This window comes from Inquilinus sp. NPDC058860, assembly GCF_042743185.1.
Lineage (GTDB): Bacteria > Pseudomonadota > Alphaproteobacteria > DSM-16000 > Inquilinaceae > Inquilinus.
The window spans coordinates 61269-80036 of record NZ_JBHYMS010000021.1; the positions used below are offsets into that span (position 1 = coordinate 61269).

General features: G+C 70.8%; 19 protein-coding genes. 11 read left to right on the forward strand and 8 right to left on the reverse strand.

Features of this window, described 5'->3' with window-relative positions; translation table 11 throughout:
* The first annotated feature begins 214 nt into the window (after window positions 1-214).
* Both ykgO and ACFW16_RS16585 read left to right on the forward strand, forming a co-directional pair.
* The gene (gene ykgO / locus ACFW16_RS16580) at window positions 215-340 is read left to right on the forward strand and encodes a type B 50S ribosomal protein L36 (RefSeq protein WP_138893229.1); all 126 of its coding nucleotides are present in this window, start codon (window positions 215-217) and stop codon (window positions 338-340) included.
* A 98-nt stretch (window positions 341-438) separates the two neighbouring features.
* Window positions 439-1926: an FAD-linked oxidase C-terminal domain-containing protein gene (locus ACFW16_RS16585; protein ID WP_380306878.1), complete on the forward strand. Its 1488-nt coding sequence runs from the start codon at window positions 439-441 to the stop codon at window positions 1924-1926.
* Window positions 1927-1957: 31 nt separating this feature from the next.
* Here the strand turns inward: ACFW16_RS16585 and ACFW16_RS16590 are convergent, their stop codons facing one another.
* Together ACFW16_RS16590 and ACFW16_RS16595 are read right to left on the reverse strand one after the other, a co-directional pair.
* The gene (locus ACFW16_RS16590) at window positions 1958-2509 is read right to left on the reverse strand and encodes a type II TA system antitoxin MqsA family protein (RefSeq protein WP_380306880.1); all 552 of its coding nucleotides are present in this window, start codon (window positions 2507-2509) and stop codon (window positions 1958-1960) included.
* Complete coding sequence (locus ACFW16_RS16595) at window positions 2506-2784, reverse strand: type II toxin-antitoxin system MqsR family toxin (protein ID WP_380306882.1); 279 nt, start codon at window positions 2782-2784, stop codon at window positions 2506-2508. The genes ACFW16_RS16590 and ACFW16_RS16595 overlap by 4 nt, the downstream gene beginning before the upstream one ends.
* Before the next feature lie 91 nt (window positions 2785-2875).
* Here ACFW16_RS16595 and glcE point away from each other — a divergent pair, with 91 nt between their 5' ends.
* Window positions 2876-4051, forward strand: a complete 1176-nt coding sequence (glcE, locus tag ACFW16_RS16600) for a glycolate oxidase subunit GlcE (protein WP_380306884.1) — start codon at window positions 2876-2878, stop codon at window positions 4049-4051.
* An 89-nt stretch (window positions 4052-4140) separates the two neighbouring features.
* The gene (locus ACFW16_RS16605) at window positions 4141-4401 is read left to right on the forward strand and encodes a GlsB/YeaQ/YmgE family stress response membrane protein (RefSeq protein WP_380306886.1); all 261 of its coding nucleotides are present in this window, start codon (window positions 4141-4143) and stop codon (window positions 4399-4401) included.
* Window positions 4402-4430: 29 nt separating this feature from the next.
* Here the strand turns inward: ACFW16_RS16605 and ACFW16_RS16610 are convergent, their stop codons facing one another.
* The gene (locus ACFW16_RS16610; protein WP_380306888.1) at window positions 4431-5087 is read right to left on the reverse strand and encodes a hypothetical protein; all 657 of its coding nucleotides are present in this window, start codon (window positions 5085-5087) and stop codon (window positions 4431-4433) included.
* Window positions 5088-5218: 131 nt separating this feature from the next.
* Between ACFW16_RS16610 and glcF the strand changes: the two genes are divergently transcribed.
* Window positions 5219-6523, forward strand: a complete 1305-nt coding sequence (glcF, locus tag ACFW16_RS16615; RefSeq protein ID WP_380306890.1) for a glycolate oxidase subunit GlcF — start codon at window positions 5219-5221, stop codon at window positions 6521-6523.
* Window positions 6524-6639: 116 nt separating this feature from the next.
* Here glcF and ACFW16_RS16620 read toward each other — a convergent pair whose 3' ends face one another.
* The gene (locus ACFW16_RS16620) at window positions 6640-9219 is read right to left on the reverse strand and encodes a penicillin-binding protein 1A (RefSeq protein WP_380306892.1); all 2580 of its coding nucleotides are present in this window, start codon (window positions 9217-9219) and stop codon (window positions 6640-6642) included.
* A gap of 194 nt (window positions 9220-9413) precedes the next feature.
* On the opposite strand from ACFW16_RS16620, the gene ACFW16_RS16625 reads away from it, so the two are divergent.
* On the forward strand, window positions 9414-9881 hold the full coding sequence (locus tag ACFW16_RS16625; RefSeq protein WP_380306894.1) for a phosphatase PAP2 family protein: 468 nt from the start codon (window positions 9414-9416) through the stop codon (window positions 9879-9881).
* Between the two features lie 4 nt (window positions 9882-9885).
* On the opposite strand, the gene ACFW16_RS16630 is transcribed toward ACFW16_RS16625, so the two are convergent.
* The 3 genes from ACFW16_RS16630 to ACFW16_RS16640 form a co-directional block, all read right to left on the reverse strand.
* On the reverse strand, window positions 9886-10329 hold the full coding sequence (locus tag ACFW16_RS16630; protein ID WP_380306896.1) for a VOC family protein: 444 nt from the start codon (window positions 10327-10329) through the stop codon (window positions 9886-9888).
* A complete protein-coding gene (irrA, locus tag ACFW16_RS16635; RefSeq protein WP_380306898.1) occupies window positions 10322-10735 on the reverse strand; it encodes an iron response transcriptional regulator IrrA in 414 nt (137 codons plus the stop codon). Before irrA ends, ACFW16_RS16630 begins: the two co-directional genes overlap by 8 nt.
* Window positions 10736-10967: 232 nt before the next feature.
* Entirely contained in the window at window positions 10968-12614 is a 1647-nt protein-coding gene (locus ACFW16_RS16640) for an electron transfer flavoprotein-ubiquinone oxidoreductase (protein ID WP_380306900.1), read from the reverse strand.
* A gap of 174 nt (window positions 12615-12788) precedes the next feature.
* On the opposite strand from ACFW16_RS16640, the gene ACFW16_RS16645 reads away from it, so the two are divergent.
* The 5 genes from ACFW16_RS16645 (at window position 12789) to ACFW16_RS16665 (ending at window position 17480) form a co-directional block, all read left to right on the forward strand.
* On the forward strand, window positions 12789-13655 hold the full coding sequence (locus ACFW16_RS16645; RefSeq protein WP_380306902.1) for a uracil-DNA glycosylase: 867 nt from the start codon (window positions 12789-12791) through the stop codon (window positions 13653-13655).
* A gap of 76 nt (window positions 13656-13731) precedes the next feature.
* Entirely contained in the window at window positions 13732-14265 is a 534-nt protein-coding gene (gene moaB, locus ACFW16_RS16650; RefSeq protein WP_380306904.1) for a molybdenum cofactor biosynthesis protein B, read from the forward strand.
* Between the two features lie 2 nt (window positions 14266-14267).
* Complete coding sequence (locus ACFW16_RS16655) at window positions 14268-15170, forward strand: alpha/beta hydrolase family esterase (RefSeq protein ID WP_380306906.1); 903 nt, start codon at window positions 14268-14270, stop codon at window positions 15168-15170.
* Window positions 15171-15489: 319 nt separating this feature from the next.
* On the forward strand, window positions 15490-17169 hold the full coding sequence (gene leuA / locus ACFW16_RS16660; RefSeq protein ID WP_380306908.1) for a 2-isopropylmalate synthase: 1680 nt from the start codon (window positions 15490-15492) through the stop codon (window positions 17167-17169).
* Window positions 17170-17273: 104 nt separating this feature from the next.
* Window positions 17274-17480, forward strand: coding sequence for a hypothetical protein (locus ACFW16_RS16665; RefSeq protein WP_380306910.1), 207 nt, complete (start codon window positions 17274-17276; stop codon window positions 17478-17480).
* A 7-nt stretch (window positions 17481-17487) separates the two neighbouring features.
* Here ACFW16_RS16665 and ACFW16_RS16670 read toward each other — a convergent pair whose 3' ends face one another.
* Window positions 17488-18765, reverse strand: coding sequence for a DUF1501 domain-containing protein (locus ACFW16_RS16670; protein WP_380306912.1), 1278 nt, complete (start codon window positions 18763-18765; stop codon window positions 17488-17490).
* Window positions 18766-18768: the final 3 nt, after the last annotated feature.

Sequence of the window (18768 nt, forward strand, 5' to 3'; positions counted from 1 at the left end):
TGATGGGCGCGAGTATGCTGGAGGAATTGTTGCGATCTCCAGCCCGTTCGGGCTCCGGCCCCTGGTTCGCTGCGACGTGTCGCAGGGTTACGCCTGAAATCGGTGCGCGCGTGGTTGACAGGATGCGGGTCCGCCACTATGGTCCGCGCCTCTAATTCCGGCCCGCGAGCCCGTGCTCCCGGCGGCGCCGGCGCTGCCGCATGGGATATGGATCATGAAAGTCGCGAACTCGCTCAAGACCCTGAAGACCCGCCACCGCGCTTGCCGCGTCGTCCGTCGCAAGGGCCGTGTCTACGTCATCAACAAGGAGAACCCGCGCTTCAAGGCGCGCCAGGGCTGATCTCAGCCGCTCCTTGAGTCGGTCGAAGGCCGCGTCCCCGGACGCGGCCTTTGCATTTCCGGCGATGGCTTCTATCGTCCGCGGCGGAGGTCCCGCCGATGAAGATGCCAGCCCCCGATGCCGCCGTCCTGGCGCGACGCGAGGAGATCGCCACGGCGCTGCGCGCCATCGTGCCGGGGGAGGGCGTGATCACGGCCGAGAGCGAGCGCCGCGCCTATGAATCGGACGGGCTGACCGCCTATCGCACCCTGCCGATGATCGTGGTGCTGCCCTCGACCACCGCCCAGGTCTCGGCGGTGCTGCGCAAATGCCAGGAGCTGGGGGTGAAGGTGGTGCCGCGCGGGTCCGGCACCTCGCTGTCCGGCGGCGCCCTGCCGCTCGAGGACGGCGTGCTGCTCGGCCTCGGCAAGTTCAACAAGGTGCTGGAGATCGACTTCGACAACCGCTGCGCCCGGGTGCAGCCGGGGGTCACCAATCTCGGCATCACCAACGCCGTCGCCCATGCCGGCTTCTATTACGCGCCCGACCCGTCCAGCCAGATCGCCTGCTCGATCGGCGGCAATGTCGCCGAGAATTCCGGCGGCGTGCACTGCCTGAAATACGGGCTGACCACCAACAACGTGCTGGGGCTGGAGGTGGTGCTGATCGACGGCACCGTGCTGCGCCTCGGCGGCAAGCATCTCGATTCGCCGGGCTACGACCTGCTCGGCGTGCTCACCGGCTCGGAAGGGCTGCTGGCCGTGGTCACCGAGGTCACGGTGCGGCTGCTGCGCCGCCCGGCGACCCAGCGCGCCGTGCTGATGGGCTTCCCGTCGTCGGAGGCCGGCGGCGACTGCGTCGCGCGCATCATCGGCGCCGGCATCATCCCGGGCGGGCTGGAGATGATGGACAAGCCCGCCATCCATGCGGCCGAGGCCTTCGTCAAGGCCGGCTATCCGCTGGATGTCGAGGCGCTGCTGATCTGCGAGCTGGACGGGCCGGAGGCCGAGGTCGACCACCTGATCGGGCGGGTCGAATCGATCGGCCGCGACTGCGGCGCCACGATCTGCGTCGTCAGCCGCAACGAGGAGGAGCGGCTGCGCTTCTGGGCCGGGCGCAAGGCCGCCTTCCCGGCGGTCGGCCGGATCAGCCCCGACTATTACTGCATGGACGGCACCATCCCGCGGAAGCGCCTGCCCGAGGTGCTGGCCCGGATGCAGGAGATGTCGCGCCGCCACGGGCTGCGCGTCGCCAATGTCTTCCATGCCGGCGACGGCAACCTGCACCCGCTGATCCTGTACGACGCCAATGTGCCGGGCGAGCTGGAGAAGGCCGAGGAGTTCGGGTCGGACATCCTGAAGCTGTGCGTCGAGGTCGGCGGGGTGCTGACCGGTGAGCACGGCGTCGGGGTCGAGAAGCGCGACCTGATGGAGGTGCAGTTCGGGCCGGAGGACCTGGCGCAGCAGCAGCGGCTGAAATGCGCCTTCGACCCGGACGGGCTCTTGAACCCCGGCAAGGTGTTCCCGACGCTGCACCGCTGCGCCGAGTTGGGGCGTGTCCATATCCACCGCGGCGAGACCCGCTTCCCCGATCTGCCGCGCTTTTGATGACGCTCGACGCTACGGTTTACGCAGAGAATCAGCTTGCTCGGTCGGCGAACAACCGCTCGTAGATGCGATCCAGATGGGCATCCTTGATCGTCTTGCGTATGAGCGTCGCATCAGTGGCCGATGGTAGGGACATCTTGCCCTTTGGTGGTTTCGTAAAGAAATCGGGTCGTTTCATCGCCAGCTGTAGCAGGCGCCGAGTCGGGGCGGATGGTCGAATCTGACCAGCCTCGTACTTTTCGAACGATTTGTCTCCGGTTCCAAACACTTGGCCGGCTTCCCGCTGGCTCAGGCCGCAGCGGATGCGGATGGCGCGAATCAACAGGGGCGGGAAGGACTCGCCTTTGACGATCGCCTCTGCCGTACGCCGTGCCATCTCCGCGACTTCATTGTCCTCATCGACCAGTTGCCCTTCCACATCGGAAGGGTCGTCCAAATTGCACCACCAGCCCGGCTGGAGGTACTCGAAGACCCGTCCTTCGACCGAAAAGGACACCAGCTTCTCTCCCCGCCGCATCGGCCTGCCGCTTTCGGCACTCTCGATTGTCTCGGGGTAGTCTCTTGGCCTTCTCACCATGCTCATGCTTCCTTGAAACTGATCAAGAGATAGGCGCCCATGGAGTCCGTGGTGAATTTCACATAGAGCGATGTGCCGGTTGTTGTGGGCCGATAGACATCTTGCCAGATCTTGTGATTCGCAAGGGACGTCATGGATTTGTCGAAGTCTGCTGGGATCAATGCCTGAATGACGGCGACGACCTGGGCATCAGCCATTTTCAGGGCATCGGCCCCTTGCTTGGACACTACGGTTCTGTTCATGGTTGATGGATTCGCGAATGCCGCCTTGATCGCCGCCAACCGATAGTGCGGAACGCGCTTCTCTATACCCCCATAATGGGGGTATATGCATGTTAAGTCAAGCCGATGGCGCGCGAGCGAGGTGCGACCGATGACCGAGACGCTGAAGCCCGAGACCGACGACCAGGTGCTCGAGATCGTCCGCTGGGGGCTGGCCGGCGAGGTGCCTCTGGAGCTGCTCGGCCGCGGCAGCAAGCGCGGCTTCGGCCGGCCGGTGCAGGCGGCGCATGCGCTCGACCTGTCCGGCCTGGCCGGGATCGAGGTCTACGAGCCGGAGGAGCTGGTGCTGACCGCCCGCCCGGGCACGCCGATGGCGGAGATCGAGGCCGCGCTGGCCGCCCGCGGCCAGGCCCTGGCCTTCGAGCCGCCGGATCTCGGCCCGCTCTACGGCGGCCCGGCCGGTGCCGGCACGCTGGGCGGCACGGTCGGCTGCAACCTGTCGGGGCCGCGGCGGCTGAAGGCCGGGGCCGCGCGGGACCATGTGCTGGGCATCGAGGCCGTCTCCGGCCGCGGCCAGGCCTTCAAATCCGGCGGGCGGGTGGTCAAGAACGTCACCGGCTACGACCTGCCGAAGCTGCTGACCGGCGCCTTCGGCACGCTGGCCGCCATGACCCGGATCACGGTCAAGGTGCTGCCGGCGCCGGAGACGGTGCGCACCCTGGCCGTCGCCGGGCTGGACGACGCCGCCGGCGTCGCCGTGCTGACCCGGGCCCTGACCAGCCCCTACGAGGTCTCGGGCGCCGCCCATCTGCCGGCCGGCATCCTCGGCGGCGCCGCGCGCAGCCTGGTCCGGATCGAGGGCTTCGGCCCCTCGGTCGACAGCCGGGTGGCGGCGCTGTCGCAGCTGCTGGGGGATGCCGGGCCGATCTCTGTGCTCGATCCCGGCGAATCGGTCGATCTCTGGCGCCGGATCCGCGACGTCGCGGCCTTTGCCGACGATGACCGGGCCGTGTGGCGGGTCTCGGTGGCGCCGACCGCCGGGCCGCGGGTCGCGGCCGCCGCCGGCGGTGCGCATTACTTCGACTGGGGCGGCGGGCTGATCTGGATCGCGGTCACCGCCGAGGGCGATGCCGGGGCCGCTGCGATCCGCGCCGCGGTCGCGGCCGCGGGCGGCGGGCATGCCACCCTGGTCCGGGCGCCCGCCGGGCTGCGCGCCGCGCTGCCGGTGTTCGAGCCGCAGCCGCCGGCGCTGGAGGCGCTGGACCGCCGGGTGCGCGAAGCCTTCGACCCGAAGGGAATCCTGTCGCCGGGACGCATGACGGCCTGACGGCTTCGGGGGCGTGTGAAAGCACCGGAAACCTCGCCCTCGCTCATGGGTTATGATCGGACGGTCGACTCGACTCGGAGGGAGAGCCCATGGGCATCATCGGCACCATCATCATCGGCTTCGTCATCGGTCTGGTCGCCAAGTTCCTGATGCCTGGGCGCGACCCGGGCGGCTTCATCATCACCATCCTGCTCGGCATCGCCGGGTCGGTGGTCGGCGGCTGGCTCGGCCTGCAGCTCGGCATCGTGCCGGAGAGCGGCTTCGGCCGCTTCCTGCTGGGCGTGGTCGGCGCCATCGTGCTGCTGATCATCTACCGGTTCATCGCCGGCCGCAGCAGCAGCGCCAGCTGAGAGTGCGGGCGGCCCTCGGGCCGCCCTTCCTACCGCACCGGTTTCGCCAGATGCGCGTAGGGCTCGCCGCGGCGCGGCTGCAGCGCCTGCGCCGCATCGGTGTCGGCATGGGTGACCCGCAGCAGCGTCGGGATGCCGTCCGCCGCCAGCTCCACCGTCGCGAACACCAGCTCGCCGCAAGGTGCCGGCCAGCCGATCGGCCGCAGCCCCGACACCGCGGCCGCCGCGTAGGGCGAGCAGTCCGAGGCGACGTCGACGCTGGCGGCCGCCGGCTTGCCGCCGACAAAGCGCCAGACGGCCACCTGCTTGCCCGGCTGGTCGAACACCGCCGCCGGCTCGCCGAAGCGGGCCTTCAGCGGGGCCAGCGCGTCCGCGGCGCTGCGCGGCCCGCCTGAGTCGAAGCGCAGGGTCTCGGCCACCGAATACAGCCGGTTGCCCTGGGCCGGCGGGGTGAATTGCAGCAGCAGCGTGCCGTCGCCCGGCCGCTCCGCGGCGACCAGGCCGGTCCAGGGCGCCTCGCCCGGCGCGGCGAAGGTCACAGTCTGCCCGGTGAAGGCGGCGGCCTCGCGCGGTGTCTGCCCCAGCGCGATGTCCTGGACCACCGGCCCTCCCGCCCATGCCGTGCCGCACAGGCCGCCAAGCAGCAGGGCCCCGGGCAGGGCGCGGCGCATCCGGACCATGGTCATCTCGGCCTCCCCGTCTGTAGGGCCAGCGTACTAACCCCTATGCCGGTTGACAACGCTGCCGGCCGCATCGGCCGGGTTCCCTTTCTTCGGGCTTGCGGTCTAGTGTCGGGCGCAACGACGGGAGGGTGCGGGTGCAGACTCATTTCTCGCTGGCGCAGCTGGCCGATCCGGACAATGCGGTGTCGGAGCAGATCCTGCGCAGCTGCGTGCATTGCGGCTTCTGCCTCGCCACCTGCCCGACCTACACGGTCCTGGGCGACGAGCTCGACAGCCCGCGCGGCCGCATCTACCAGATCAAGTCGATGTTGGAGGGCGGCGGCCCGGCGCCGGCCAGCGTCGCCAGGCATCTCGACCGCTGCCTGTCCTGCCTGTCCTGCATGACCACCTGCCCCTCCGGCGTGCACTACATGCATCTGGTCGATCACGGCCGCGCGGTGGTGGAGAAGACCTATCGCCGGCCGCTGCAGGACCGGGCGATCCGGGCGCTGCTGGCGGCGGTGCTGCCGCGGCCGCGGCTGTTCCGCCTGGCGCTGATCGGGGCGATCGCGGCCCGGCCGGCGGCGCGGCTGCTGCCCAGGCGGCTGCGCGCCATGCTGGCCCTGGCGCCGCGCCGGCTGCCGCCGCCCAGCCCGGTCGACCGGCCGCAGGTCTTCGCCGCCGAAGGGCCGCGCAAGCGGCGGGTGGCGCTGCTGTCCGGCTGCGCCCAGACGGTGCTGGACCCGGCGATCAACGAATCCACGGTCCGCCTGCTGACCCGCCACGGGGTCGAGGTGGTGGTGGCGCCGGGCGCCGGCTGCTGCGGGTCGCTGACCCACCATATGGGGCGGGAGGAGGCGGCGCTGGCCTCGGCCCGGGCGAATATCGAGGCGTGGGGCCGCGTGGTGGAGGAGGCCGGCCTCGACGCCATCGTCATCAACACCTCCGGCTGCGGCACCACGGTCAAGGATTATGGCCACATGTTCCGCGCCGACCCGGCCTGGGCTGGGCGTGCCGCGACGATCTCGGCCCTGGCCAGGGATGTCACCGAGCTGATGGACGAGGTCGGGCTGAACCCGCCGGCACGGCCGAGCGGCCAGGCCGTGGCCTACCATTCCGCCTGCTCGATGCAGCACGGCCAGCGCATCGCGGCGCCGCCGCGCCGGCTGCTGGCGGCCGCGGGGTTCGAGCTGCGCGAGGTGCCGGACGGGCATCTCTGCTGCGGCTCCGCCGGCACCTACAACCTGCTGCAGCCGGAGATCGCGGACGAGCTGCGGGCGCGCAAGGTGCGGGCGGTGGAGAGCACCGGGGCGGCGATCGTCGCCGCCGGCAATATCGGCTGCATCACCCAGATCGGCCTCGGCACCGCCCTGCCGGTGGTGCACACGGTCGAGCTCTTGGACTGGGCCACCGGCGGCCCGAAGCCGGCCGCTCTGAAGCTCGCCCTGGCGGCCGTCTGACGCGGTTTTCTGCGCTTCCGGTGCTCACGGACCCAAAAGTCCGCTGCGCTCCGGTTCTCGACAACCACGCCAGCCGACTCACCGGGACGAGCTTCAGACCAGCCTCTTGAGACCAGTCAGTAAAGGCCGCCGGTGCCGGTCAGCGCGTCCTGGCTGGTTTCGCCGAAGGTGTCGGCGACCGGCGGCGGGCCGGGCTCGGTGCCGGGGCGGAACGCCTCCATGATCACGTCCGACCCGCCGGGCTCCGCCGAATAGCCGCTGCGGCGGTCGACATAGGCGAAGCTGACGCCGGACGGCACGGCGAAGGCGCCGGGGTCCTGCCCGGCCAGCGCGTCCTTGATGAAGTCGCTGAAGATCGGCACCGCGATCGACCCGCCGGTGGCGCCGGCGCCCAGGCTGCGCGGCTTGTCGTAGCCGACGAAGATGCCGACCGCGAGCTTCGGGGAGAAACCCACGAACCAGACGTCGTTCGAATCATTGGTGGTGCCGGTCTTGCCGGCCAGCGGCAGGCCGAGGCCGGCGAGCCGGGCGGCGGTGCCGCGCTGGGTGACGCCCTGCAGGATCGAGATCATCTGGTAGTTGGCGATCGGGTCGTCCAGCTGCTCCCCGCGCGATCGCGCCGGCGCCGGCTGGCCGCTCCAGGCGGGGGCGGCGCAGGGGATGCAGTCAGCGCGATCGGGGCCCACGATGCCCTGCTGCCGCAGGCTGCGGCCGTCGCGGTCCTGCACCCGCTCGATCAGATAGGGGCTGATCTGGTAGCCGCCATTGGCGATGGTGGCATAGGCCGTGGTCAGCTTCAGCGGCGTGGTCTCGCCGGCGCCCAGGCCCATCGCCGGATACAGCGGCATTCTCTGGTAGATGCCGAAGGACTCCGCCGTCTCCTTGACCGGCTGCAGCCCCATCTCGACCAGCAGGCGCACCGTCATGACGTTGCGCGAGCGCTCGACGCCGGAGCGCAGCGTGGCCAGGCCGATGAAGCCGCCGCCGTAGTTGCGCGGCCGGTAGCGGCCGGCGCCCTGGCCCTGGTCGACCGAGATCGGCGTGTCGTAGATCAGGCTGGACGGGGTGTAGCCGTGCTGCAGCGCCGAGAGGTAGACGAAGGGCTTGAAGGCCGAGCCCGGCTGGCGCTGCGCCTGGGTGGCGCGGTTGAACTCGCTGAGCGAGAAGTCGAAGCCGCCCGACATCGCCAGCACCTTGCCGGTGAAGGGCTCGATGGCGACCAGCGCGCCCGACACCTCCGGCACCTGGCGCAGCGAATAGGCGGCCGACGCCGGCCCCGAGGTCTTGGCCGGCTGCACCCAGATCACGTCGCCCTTGGCCAGCACGTCGTCGGCGCCGCCGACCTGGCGGCCCATGCGGCCGTTCTCGACCCGGCGGGCCCAGGTCAGGTCGGCGCGGTCGATGCGGCCCTGGCTGCCGTCCTCCAGCCCGATGGTGGCGGCCTGGCGGTCGACCCCCAGCACCACAGCCAGGGTCCAGCCGTCGATCTGGGCCGGCCGGTCGATGCCGGTGAGGAAGCGCTGCCACACCGGGCGGTCGTCCTTCGGCGCGGCGGTCGGGGCGACCGCGGGCGCCGACGGCTGCTGCTGCTGGTCCGGCAGGCGCACGCCCATCGCCGACAGCGCGCCGAGCAGCCGCCCCTGCTGTGCGGGGGGCTGGGCGGCCGGCTGGGCCGGCGCCTGGGCGGCCTCGGCCTGTGCCACTGCCTCAGCCGAGGCCGGCAGGTCGAGCATGGCCGAGATGTTGGTGATCGGCCCGCGCCAGCCGCGGTTGCGGTCGAAGCGTTCGAGGCCGGCGCGCAGGGCGCGGTCGGCGAAGATCTGCAGCCGAGGATCCAGCGTGGTGCGCACCGCCAGCCCGCCGCGATAGAGCTGATCGTTGCCGAAGGATTTGCGCAGCGACCGGCGCACCTCCTCGGCGAAATAGGGGGCGTAGACGGTCTCCAGCGGCGCCTGGGCGCGTACCGCCAGCGGCTCGGCCTTGGCGGCCACCGCCTGCTCGGCGGTGATGGCGCCGTCCTGCGCCATCCGGTCGAGCACGTAGTCGCGACGGGTGCGGGCGGCCTCGGGCCGGGTGATCGGGTTGTAGTTGTTCGGCGCCTTCGGCAGCGCCGCCAGGAACGCCGCCTCCGACAGCGACAGCTCGGCCGGCGGCTTGCCGAAATAGCGGGCCGAGGCCGCGCCGACGCCGTAGGCGCCGCGGCCGAGATAGATCTCGTTGAGATACATCTCCAGGATCTGGTCCTTGGAGAAGTCGTGCTCGATCTCGAAGGCCAGGATCAGCTCGCGCAGCTTGCGCAGGGCGCTGACCTCGTTGGTCAGCAGCAGGTTCTTGGCCACCTGCTGGGTGATGGTCGAGCCGCCCTCGAGCCGGCGGCCGTGCCGCAGGTTCTTGATGTTGGCCACCATGGCGCGGGCCAGGCCGGACGGGTCGACGCCGTGATGATGGCGGAAATTCTGGTCCTCGGCCGAGACGAAGGCCTGCACCAGATAGGGCGGCAGGGCCGTCAGCGGCACCACCACCCGGTTCTCGACATAGTATTCGCGCAGCAGCGACCCGTCGGCGGCGTAGATCCGGGTGGTCTCGGGCGGCTGATAGGCGGCGAGCTGGCCGGCATCGGGCAGGTGCAGCTCAGGCCCGGCGGTGGTGGCCAGGAGCTTCAGCAGGACGGCGGCGACGGAAAAGCTGGCGGACATGCGGGCGGTTCGATGGTCCCAGGGCGTCTCTTACTAAACGTTCGGCCGGCGAATCGGAAACGCCTTCTTCTGAACGAGGCCATGCGGCGGATGGGGGGCGGGCCGGGAGACACGTCCCTCCGCGCCGTTCCGGCGCTGCGGCCTGCGCCGCCATGCCGCTTCGCCGGCGGGCCGGCGCATGGGATGATGGCGGCATGAAAACGATCGTCCTCCTGATGTCGATCGGCCTGCTCGGCTGGTGGCAGGTGGTCGTGCCGCTGCAGGTCATCGTCGCGGCCGTCGCCTTCGCCCGCGGCCGGTGGCGGCTGGCCGTGTTCAGCCTGGCCGCACTGGCCATGGCGGTGGCTGCGGTCGCGGCCGCGCGGGCGGTGGTCGATTGGCACCCGGACGGCTTCGGCCGGGTCGGGGTCGTGCTGCCCAGCGGCCATTCGGCCCTGGTCGTCGTCGCGGTGACGACGGTGGCGGCGCTGGCCTGGCCGCGCTGGTCGCGGCGGCGCATCGCGGCGGCGGCGGCGCTGATCCTGGCCGTCGCGGCGGTCATGGCCTCGAGCGGTCATACCGTGGGGGACGTGCTGGTCGGGCTGGCGCTGGGCGGCGTCTCGGTCCTCGCCGCCGGGGGCGCCGCCCGGTTCCGCCGTCCTCGCCGGACGGCACCGGCCTGAGGACTCAGTAGTTCGGCCACAGCCCCGGCGTGGCCAGCTCGATGACGTGGCCGTCCGGGTCGGCGAAATAGAGGCTGGTGCCGCCGCGCGGCCAGGCCATCTCCCCGGTCAGGGCCACGCCCGCCTCGGCCAGCCGGACCCGCCAGGCATCGAGGCCCGCGGCGGGCACGGCGAAGGCCATGTGCAGCCGCCCCGTGCCCTCATGCCCCGGGATGGTGCCGGAGGATTCCACCACATCCTCGGAGGTGGCGCCGGCCAGGAACAGCAGCAGCACGCCCTGGCGGCCGGCGTCCAGCGCCACCAGCCGCGGGCCGCGCAGCATCACGCGCAGGCCAAGCACCCCTTCGTAGAAGGCGGCGGCGCGATCCAGGTCGGCGACGTAGAGCGAAGTCTCGAGCAGCCCGTCGATGCGCGGCGCGGCGGTCATGGCGCCGGCGCCGTCACTCATCGGCCAGGCGGATCACCACGTCCACCCGGGCGATGCGGGTGCCGGCCGGCGCCTCCGGCAGGGCCGAGACCACCACCGCCTCGCCATGCACGTCGCGCAGCTCGCCGGTGGCCTCGTGGTAGAAGTGGTGATGGTCGCGGATGTTGGTGTCGAAATAGGAGCGGCCGGCCTCCACCACCACCTCGCGCAGCAGCCCGGCCTCGGTGAACTGGTGCAGGGTGTTGTAGACGGTCGCCAGGGCCATGGCCTGGCCGGCCGCCAGCGCCTCGCCGTGCAGCGCCTCGGCGGTGACATGGCGGTCGCCGCCGTCGAACAGCAGCCGCGCCAGCGCCACGCGCTGGCGGGTCGGCCGCAGCCCGGCCTCGATCAGCCGGTCGACGGGGACGGTGTCGTGGGCGTCCGTCATTCTGGTCCTGCAATGATCCCCTTCGCACCATAATCTGTGCGTGCCGATGGAACAACACCCCGGCACCGGGGGCGATCCACAGCCCGCTGAGAGGCTGTTTGGAAATGCGCTGGCGTGAGTCGGCTGGCGGTGGTTTCGAGAACCGGCGCGCAGCGCACGTTTGGTGCGTGAGCACCGGAAGCGGAGAAACCGCCGTCAGACGGCCGCGCCAGTAGCATTTACAAATGGTCTCTCACATCATCTGGTAGTTCGGGCCGCCACCGCCCTCCGGCACGGCCCAGACGATGTTCTGCTTCGGATCCTTGATGTCGCAGGTCTTGCAGTGCACGCAGTTCTGCGCGTTGATCACGAAGCGCGGGTCGCTGCCGTCCTCGTTGCGCACCACCTCGTACACCCCGGCCGGGCAGTAGCGCTGCGCCGGCTCGTCGTAGAGCGGCAGGGTGTAGGCGATCGGGACCGACGGGTCCTTCAGCTTCAGATGCGACGGCTGGTTCTCCTCATGGTTGGTGTTCGACAGATACACCGAGGAAAGGCGGTCGAAGGTGATCACCCCGTCCGGCTTCGGATAGTCGATCTTCTTCGACTGGGCGGCCGGGCGCAGCGTCTCGTTGTCGGCATGCTTGTGGCGCAGGGTCCAGGGCAGCTTGCCGCGGGTCCACAGCTCGATGCCGGAGTACAGCGTGCCCAGGATCGTGCCCCAGCGGAAAGCCGGGCGGCAGTTGCGCACCACCGTCAGCTCCTGCCAGACCCAGCTGGCCTTCAGCCGCTCCGGATAGGCGGTCACCTCGTCATGGCCCTCGCGGCCCTCGGCCAGGGCGTCGAACACCGCCTCGGCGCAGACCATGCCGCTCTTCATCGCGGTGTGGTTGCCCTTGATCCGGGGCACGTTGACGAAGCCGGCGGAGCAGCCGATCAGGCAGCCGCCCGGGAAGGTCAGCTTCGGGATCGACTGCAGCCCGCCCTCGTTGATGGCGCGGCCGCCATAGGCCAGGCGCTTGCCGCCCTCCAGCGTGGGGCGGATCAGCGGGTGGGTCTTGAAGCGCTGGAACTCCTCGAACGGCGACAAATACGGGTTCTTGTAGTCCAGCGCGACGACATAGCCGATCGAGACCAGGTTCTCGCCGAAATGGTAGACCCAGCTGCCGCCATAGGTCTCGTTGTCCAGGGGCCAGCCGAAGCCGTGCTGCACCAGGCCGCGCCGGTGGTTCTCCGGCTTCACCTCCCACAGCTCCTTCACGCCCAGGCCGAAGGTCTGCGGGTCGCAGTCGGCGCGCAGGGCGAAGCGCTCCATCAGGATCTTGGCCAGCGACCCGCGCACGCCCTCGCCGATCAGCGTGTATTTGGCGTGCAGCTCCATGCCCGGCGTGTGGTTGGCGGTCGGCTCTCCGTCCTTGCCGATGCCCATGTCGCCGGTGGCCACGCCCTTGACCGAGCCGTCCTCGTGGTACAGCACCTCGGCCGCGGCGAAGCCGGGATAGATCTCGACCCCCAGCGCCTCGGCCTGCTGCGCCAGCCAGCGCGTCACCAGCCCCATGCTGACGATGTGGTTGCCGTGGTTGTGCAGCTCCTTCGGCAGGGCGAAGTTCGGGAAGCGGAAGCTGCTGACCCCGGTGTAGAGGTGGAATTCGTCATGGGTCACCGGAGTGTCCAGCGGCGCCCCCTTCTCCTTCCAGTCGGGGATCAGCTCGTTCAGGGCGCGCGGGTCCAGCACCGCGCCGGACAGGATGTGGGCGCCGACCTCCGACCCCTTCTCCAGCACGCAGACACTGACGTCGCGCCCCGTCTCTGCCGCCTTCTGTTTCAGCCGGATCGCCGCCGCGAGGCCCGCCGGCCCCGCGCCCACGATCACGACGTCGTACTCCATCGATTCGCGTTCCATCGCGCGTTCCTGTCGTTTGGTTGGCGGCATGCTACAGAAATGCATCCCGGGAATCGAATGGCCGATCATGTCGCGCCGGCTTTGGCTCCGGTTGCGACGCGCGGGGCTCCGCCGACGCTGCGGCAGGCCGGCCGCCGGGGTTGACAGGCCGGCCGGTGCCGCGGCTTCTAGCGCATGGACAGGATCAGCGAATCAGCCGTGCAGCCCGCCGAGATCATCGCCCTGCTGAGATGGTACCAGGACGCCGGCGTCGACGAGACGATCGGCGACGATCCGGGCGCGCTCGGGCGTCCTCGCAAGGCTGCGCCGGCCCCCGTCCAGATGGCGGCGCCGGCGCCGCAGCCCGCCCCCGCCGCCCCGGCTCCCCAGGTCCGCGCGGTCGGGGCCGCCGCGGTGCTGCCGGGCAGCGACGCCGCCACCGGCGACGCCCGCCGCATCGCCGCCGGCTGCAGCACGCTGGAGGAGCTGGCGGCGGCGCTGGCCGCCTTCGACGGCTGCGGGCTGAAGGCCACGGCCACCCAGATGGTCTTCGCCGACGGCAACCCGGAGGCCGACATCATGATCGTCGGCGAGGCGCCGGGGGCGGAGGAGGACCGGCTGGGCAAGCCCTTCGTCGGCCAGTCCGGCAAGCTTTTGGACCGGATGCTGGCGGCGATCGGGCTCGACCGCACCACGGTCTACATCTCCAACATCGTCAACTGGCGGCCGCCCGGGAACCGCCAGCCCAACGCGGCGGAGATCGCGATCTCGCTGCCCTTCATCGAGCGCCACATCGCCCTGATGCAGCCGAAGATCCTGCTCTGCGCCGGCGGCACCTCGGCCGCCGCCCTGCTGGCGACGCGCGAGGGCATCACCCGGATCCATGGCCGCTGGTTCGACCGGTCCTTCCCGGACCTGGCCGCGCCCGTGCCGACCATGCCGATCTACCACCCCGCCTTCATCCTGCGGCAGCCCGGCATGAAGCGGGACGTCTGGCGCGACCTGCTGGTGCTGAAGCACCGGATGGTGGAGCTGGGCTGCGGCTTCACGTCCGCCGGCTGACCGTCGTTTCACTTTTCCCGGCGCCTTCCGTCGGCTAGCTTGGCCGCTTCGTTCGACCACCGCATTGGGGGGACGCATGCCGGGCCGGATCGACGAGTCACGCCCGTTCATCGCCGTCAACATCGCATTGCTGACCGTGTCCGACACGCGGACGGCCGCCGACGACAAGTCGGGCGACACGCTGGCCGAGCGCATCGCCGCGGCGGGCCATGCGGTGCGCGAGCGGCGGATCGTCAAGGACGACCAAGCGGCGATCGAGGCGCAGCTGAAGGCCTGGATCGCCGATTCGGAGATCGACGTCGTCGTCGCCACCGGCGGGACCGGCGTCACCGGCCGCGACGTGACGCCCGAGGCCTTCCACGCGGTCTACGAGAAGCATATCCCCGGCTTCGGCGAGCTGTTCCGCTGGCTGTCCTACGACAAGATCGGCACCTCGACGATCCAGAGCCGGGCGACCGCGGGCGTCGCCGGCGGCACCTATCTGTTCGCGCTGCCGGGCTCTCCCTCCGCCTGCCGCGACGCCTGGGACCTGATCCTGAAGGACCAGCTCGACAACCGGTTCCGGCCCTGCAACTTCGTCGAGCTGATGCCGCGCCTCCGCGAGAAATGACTATGAACGCCATCCTCCGCGCCGGCCGGCTGGCCGTCTTCGCCTGCCTTCTCGCCGTGGCCGCCTGCGCGGCGCCCGGTGGCGGCACCCGCTCCGCGGCGCCGGGCGCCGATGTCGCCCAGCTGCCGCCCCAGCCGACCAGCGGCTGCGGCATCCCCGCCGCGGAAGGGCGGCAGTCGCTGAAGTTCGAAGGCGCGTCCTGGCGCTACATCGTCGACCTGCCCTCCGGCTACGACAAGTCGCAGCCGTACCGGCTGATCCTGGCCTTCCACGGCCGCACCGGCACGGCCGAGAAGGTGCGGACCTATTTCGACCTGGAAGGCCCGGCGGCGCGGCCGGCGATCGTGGTCTATCCGCAGGCGCAGGGCGGCTGGGGCGGCCGGGCGGACCGCGACATGGCCTATGTCGACACCCTGCTGGCCCGGCTGAAGGCGACGCTCTGCGTCGACCAGACCCAGATCTTCGCCGCCGGCCATTCGATGGGCGGCAGCTTCGTCAACGACCTGTCCTGCGGTCGCGCCGGGGTGTTCCGCGCCACCGCGGTGGTGGCCGGCGGCATCGGCAGCGTCCGCCCCTGCCGGGGCCAGGTGGCGGCGATCCTGCTGCACAACCCGAAGGACAACATGGTGCCCTACAGCCAGGGCATCACCGAGCGCGACAAGCGCATCGCCCAGAACCGGCTGGCCGCCACCCCGGTCGACGCCAGCGCCACCTTCCGCTGCAAGCGCTGGGGCAAGGGCGACATCGCCGACCCGGTGGTGTTCTGCGATCTGCCGTCGACCTTCAACCGCAAGCGCCCCTATTCGCATGGCTGGCCGGACGGCACCGGGCCGGCCATCACCGGCTTCTTCGACCGGGTCACAGATCAGCGGATTCAGTTGACAGAGCGGCCCCCGGCCCCTTAGGTGGGGGCATGGTGATCCGGCTAAGCACGCTTCGACTTATCTGATCGGCGCCCCGCCTATGCATGGTGGGGGGCTGCCGAACCGAAGCTGCTGCGACTCCCTTACCGGACCATCACCATGACCCCCGATCGATCGCCCCGACAGGCTTTTTCCCGCACCCGCCGGGACAGCTTCCGACTTATCACCGGCCGCTGAGCGGCGCATCGCGCGCCCGGCGGCCGTCTTCGCGCATCCATGTCATGCGCCCGTCTTCAATTCGCCCTATCCTTCATGTCCGGCCGCCGGCCGGCCGGTGCGAGAGAGAAATCCGATGTCCGTGATGCAACCCAAACCCGGAATGCCGATCGACAAGTACCGCCCGGTGCAGACCGTGGCGCTGACCGACCGGCAATGGCCGAACCGCGTCATCGACCGCGCCCCGATCTGGTGCTCGGTCGATCTCCGCGACGGCAACCAGGCGCTGATCGAGCCGATGGGGACCGACCGCAAGCAGCGCATGTGGGATCTCCTGGTCGGCATGGGCTTCAAGGAGATCGAGGTCGGCTTCCCCGCCGCCTCGCAGACCGATTTCGACTTCGTCCGCCACCTGATCGACAACGATCTCATCCCCGACGGCGTCACCATCCAGGTGCTGACCCAGTCGCGGGAGGAGCTGATCCGCCGCACCTTCGACGCGATCCGCGGCGCCAGGCGGGCGATCGTCCACCTCTACAACTCGACCTCGACGCTGCAGCGCCGGGTGGTGTTCGGCCTCGACCGCGACGGCATCACCGAGATCGCGGTGCGCGGCACGAAGCTGATCAAGGAGCTGGTGCCGACGGTGCCGGAGACCGAGGTCGTGTTCCAGTATTCGCCGGAAAGCTTCACCGGCACCGAGCTGGACTATGCCCGCGACATCTGCGGCGCCGTGCTCGACGCCTGGCAGCCGACGCCGGAGAAGAAGGCCATCCTGAACCTGCCGGCGACGGTCGAGATGGCGACGCCGAACGTCTATGCCGACCAGATCGAGTGGTGCCACCGCAACTTCGCCCGGCGCGACAGCTTCGTGCTGTCGGTGCATCCGCACAACGACCGCGGCACCGGCATCGCCGCGACCGAGCTGGCGCTGATGGCCGGCGCCGACCGGGTCGAGGGCACGCTGTTCGGCAATGGCGAGCGCACCGGCAATGTCGACATCGTCACGCTGGGGCTGAACATGTTCACCCAGGGCGTCGACCCCGGGCTCGACCTGCACGATGTCGGCGAGATCGTCCGCACCGTCGAATACTGCAACCAGCTGCCGGTGCATCCGCGCCACCCCTATGGCGGCGAGCTGGTGTTCACCGCCTTCTCCGGCTCGCATCAGGACGCGATCAAGAAGGGCTTCGCGGCCATGGAGAAGAGCAACAGCGGGCTGTGGGAGGTGCCGTACCTGCCGATCGACCCGCAGGACATCGGCTGCAGCTACGAGGCGGTGATCCGGGTCAACAGCCAGTCCGGCAAGGGCGGCGTCGCCTACCTCCTGCTGACCGACCACGGGCTCGACCTGCCGCGCAAGCTGCAGGTGGAGTTCAGCCAGGTGATCCAGAAGCTGGCCGACGAGACCGGCAAGGAGATCTCGTCCAAGGTGATCTGGCACGAGTTCGAGCAGGAGTACCTGGCCCCCGGCCGGGTCGAGGTGATCGGCCACACCACCCTGCCGACCGGCCGCGGCGAGCGCCACATCGAGGCGCAGGTCAGGATCGACGGGGTGGAGAAGACGATCCGGGGCGAAGGCAACGGGCCGCTCAACGCCTTCATCGACGCGCTGCGGCGCGAGACCGGGGTCGATGTCGACATCGCCGACTATCGCGAGCACGCGCTGCGCAGCGGCTCCGATTCCAGCGCCGCCACCTATGTCGAGGCGCGGATCGACGGGAAGACGCTGTTCGGCGTCGGCATCGACAGCAACATCGTCATGGCCTCGCTCAAGGCGGTGGCCAGCGCGGTCAACCGCGGCATCCGCAAGGGCGCCGCCTGAGGCTCGGGCCTGCCGGGTCCGCGGCCAGCGGACCCGGATCGGGTCGTCGGGCTTGTGCGAGACGCGACGGCAGCCCGCCGGCGCGGCGATCCGAGGAGGAAACCATGCCGCAGCTTCGACCCGACGACCTGTCCGCCGACGAGAAGGATGCCCTGGGGCGCATCCACCGCCACGAGCCCGGCGTCGCCGACCCCGTGCGCCTGGCCCTGCAGGCCCGCGGCCTGATCGAGGAGCGGCAGGGCAAATGGGCGCTGACCAATGACGGTAGCGTCCTCTTGGCCACGCTGGGCCTGGCCAAGCTCGACGAATAGCGGGCGGTCATGCCCGCCTGACCAGCTCCCGCATCGGGGCCGCATCGGCGCTGCCGGGGAAGACGATGCGATCCAGCGCGTCCTCCGGCAGGCCGAGATGGTCGCGGAACACGCCCTTGACCACGGCGCGCAGATCCGTGGTCGGGGCCAGGTCGCGGCCCTGGTACAGCTTGTCCTGCGCCAGGCCCGGCCAGTCGGCCAGCACCCGGCCGCCATGCACGGCGCCGCCGGCCAGGAACGCGACCGAGCCGGTGCCGTGGTCGGTGCCGCCGGAGCCGTTGGCCGCGGCGGTGCGGCCGAACTCCGTCACCGTCAGGATCGCGGTCTGTTTCCAGGCATCGCCGAGCCCGCGGCGCAGCGCCTGCAGCGTCGCGGCATAGCCGGCCAGCAGCCGGTCCAGCCGCTTCACCTGCTGCACATGGGTGTCCCAGCCATACAGCTCCATCACCGCGATGCGCGAGCCGCCGGGATCGGCCAGGAACCGGCCGGCGGCCTCGGCCAGCTGGAGGTCGGCGCCCGCCGCGGCGCCGGCCATGGCGCCGCCGGCCATGGCACCCTGGGCCATGGCACCCTGGGCCATGGCGCCCTGGGCCGGCCCGGCAGTCATTGCCGTGTCGGCCTGCACCATGCCCTGGATCTGCCGGCCGAAGGCGGTGGTGTCCAGCCCGGCGGCATAGGCCGCGTGCAGCGCCGGGTCGCGGTCGTACAGCCGGGCGACGAGGTCGGGGAAGCCGGGCGGCAGCCCGGCCGGCTTGTCCGGCAGCCAGGAGGTGACCGGCGTGGCGCCGCGCAGCACCAGCGGGATCTCCTCGGCGAAGGCGATGCCGAAGCGCCGGTCGGTGGCGCCGATCAGGCCCAGCGTGCGGTTCAGCCAGCCGTCGCGGGTGCCGTCCAGCCGGGCGGCGCCGGTCTCCAGCAGGTCCTGGCCGTCGAAATGCGACCGGTCGCGATAGGGCGAGGCCACGGCGTGCAGCGGCAGGAAGCCGCCCTCGGCGTACCAGTACTTCAGCGGCGCCAGGCCGGGATGCAGGGCGAAGCGCCCGTCCAGGTCGACCATGCCGCCGTCCCCGCCGGGATCGGGCGGCAGCAGGGCGCCGCGCAGCGCGCGCAGGTCCGGGTCGGCATAAGGCGGCATCGCCGCCAGGCCGTCCAAGGCGCCGCGCAGGATGATCAGCACGAAGCGCCGCTCGATCGGCGCCTTGGCCAGCAGCAGCCGGGCCGGCAGCACCGTCGCCGCGGCCGTGGCCGCGAAGCCGCCGAGAAGATGGCGTCGGGTCAGATCCATCCT